We start from the raw sequence: 2,233 nt of genomic DNA on the forward strand, positions 1-2,233 counted from the left end.
GGATGGCATTACTCTCCACGCTGCCAGACATCATCCGGACGGGAACTGCAGATACACAGGAGGAGTCAAAACAAGCGCTTAAGTCCCTGTTTTTTGGGTTGTTGCTCGACCTCGGTGGCGAGGCGCTCAGTCCCCTCATGAAGAAGGGATTCAGGAAGATTGCTGAGCGAAAGTCGCAAATATTGCTCCAAGACATCAGTTCTAACCCTCACGCGCCGGTGATCAAGCTGGAAGATCTGGAGGACTGGGCCATTAGGGTTCGAGAAAAAACCAAGGGGAAACTAGAAATTTCCGACGCTGACGTGGACGATCTGGTGGACTTGGATAGCATTAACAAAAATCCAATCTCCCGAAAGTTCGTTATCGAGTCTAAAGAATTTCTCGGGAGAATAAATAATGGGGAGTTTGAGATATCTAATGATAATGGTAAAACTTGGATGAAGGGGAGTAAAGTTCATTCGTTAGCGTACAGTCTACAAAATGCCGGAGGGGGGCGACAGTTACCACCAGGGCAGAAGGGCGTAGGCGTAGCAGGGGGGAGTCGTCAATCGGGAAATAACGTAATTCAGACTGACCAAAATGCTGAGCTTCGTAACGCTATTCTTTCGCAGAATGCCGATAAAGTTATTGAGTTGCGTAAAGGAGGAGCCAAGGCCGACGTAATTGATTCAGATGGCAACTCACTGTTGGATCTACTTGATAAAATGACAATTAGTGATGAGGCCAAGGCTACGATGCGTTCTGCTATATTACGGTCTCTAAACCCCACGGCACCGCTTGGATACATGAAACCCGAAGCATTTCATGGTACGCCGTGGGGGGCCGAAGTGATGGAGTCAGGATCTCTCAAAGGGGGGGTCAATGATGTAAAAGGAGGATCGCAATCGAAGGAAGGACAAGTTTTTTTTTCAGACCGTTCTTTTGATTCTTTAGGGGATGAACGCATACGCTCAGATCTTCGTAATAAACCGCGGGCATATGCCGACGGAGTAGGCATGAAAAGCAGTAATGCCGCCTCTCGGGCAAAACAACACCGGCTCACTCAGGTTATACTTGATTCATTGGATAAGCATGATCTGAAAATGACAGCGCCGAATGTGGAAATAGAGGTGACTAATTTGAATGATATTAATTATCAAGAGGCTTCGAATTGGTTGCAAGAATACCTACATAAATCATTTGTTGTAGGTAGTAATAACCTGCCGAAAATGAATTCTCCACTGGAAAATATCAAGAGTTCATTTAAACTTCCTGAACAGATCACTCTAAAGGCTGGGAAGGAGGTTAGGGTTCTGAAGGGAACTGATTTAGATGATTTTTATCGACAATCAGCAAATACCCTTCAACGTCAATTAGAAAATGGTAAGGCACCTTATCTCGCCTTGGTCAACCAAGGTGAAATTGTTCCAATAGTATTCGGGTTCGAGAAAGTTACTGGTCTAAAGTATCATCCTATAAAAAAAGGAAATAAAATTCATAGGTATGCCTTTCAAAGTGAAGATCATCCACTGTCAGGAAGTAGTAAAGGGGGAAAACTTAAGGAGATAGAGGTGCGCAGTTTAAAAGATTTGGCAACTATGTATTTATCATTCGAAGCAAAAAAAATTAAAATACCGCCAGACGTGGTTATTAGGATAAGGGCTAAAAAAGCAAATGTAGAAGATAAATTGACTAAAACTGTTAGCACAAAATATCTGGATGCTAGTCAAAGCGAAATGTTTAGAAAACATATACTTGACCAAGCAGCTAAATTAGCAAAAGGGGCTAAGATAGATACTCTGTCGCTAGAATTGCTTCAAAGAATAAATTTAGAGATTCGGGTCGTGACTCAGATTTAGGGTTCTGTCGCATTAAGGCGTTGTCAGGTAACATGCTGTTTTTTGTGATGTTGCCTGACTATGTCTCTGATCCGAAAAGCCTTTAAACGCCTGCATTATCCTGTCGATATTATGGCTCAGTGTGTTCGCTGGTACCTCGCTTATTCCCTGAGCCTGCGCAACCTGGAGGACATGATGGCTGAGCGCGGTATCCTCATTGACCATTCGACACTTCACCGATGGGTTATTCGCCTGGTGCCCTTGCTGGATAGGGCCTTCCGCCGGCATAAACGTACTGTGGGGCGCCGGTGGCGAATGGATGAAACCTACATCAAAATCGTAAGCGTAAAGGCAGCGCCGTATTGACAGTTATTTAGGGGGGAGATCCACGTTCCAGGGCAGAAGTTCGGCCACTT

General features: G+C 44.6%; 1 protein-coding gene and 1 pseudogene. Both read left to right on the forward strand.

What is annotated here, in order from left to right:
• Nucleotides 1–1,838 (forward strand): hypothetical protein (locus ACCC84_RS23365; protein ID WP_371902408.1); only part of this gene is annotated, 1,838 nt, incomplete at its 5' end.
• 60 nt (nucleotides 1,839–1,898) lie between these two features.
• Nucleotides 1,899–2,156, forward strand: a pseudogene (locus ACCC84_RS23370) (IS66 family transposase); the annotation flags it as partial.
• Between the last annotated feature and the right edge of the window lie 77 nt (nucleotides 2,157–2,233).

Origin of the sequence: Serratia odorifera (assembly GCF_041448735.1) — a bacterium.
GTDB classification, from domain to species: Bacteria; Pseudomonadota; Gammaproteobacteria; order Enterobacterales; family Enterobacteriaceae; genus Serratia_F; species Serratia_F odorifera.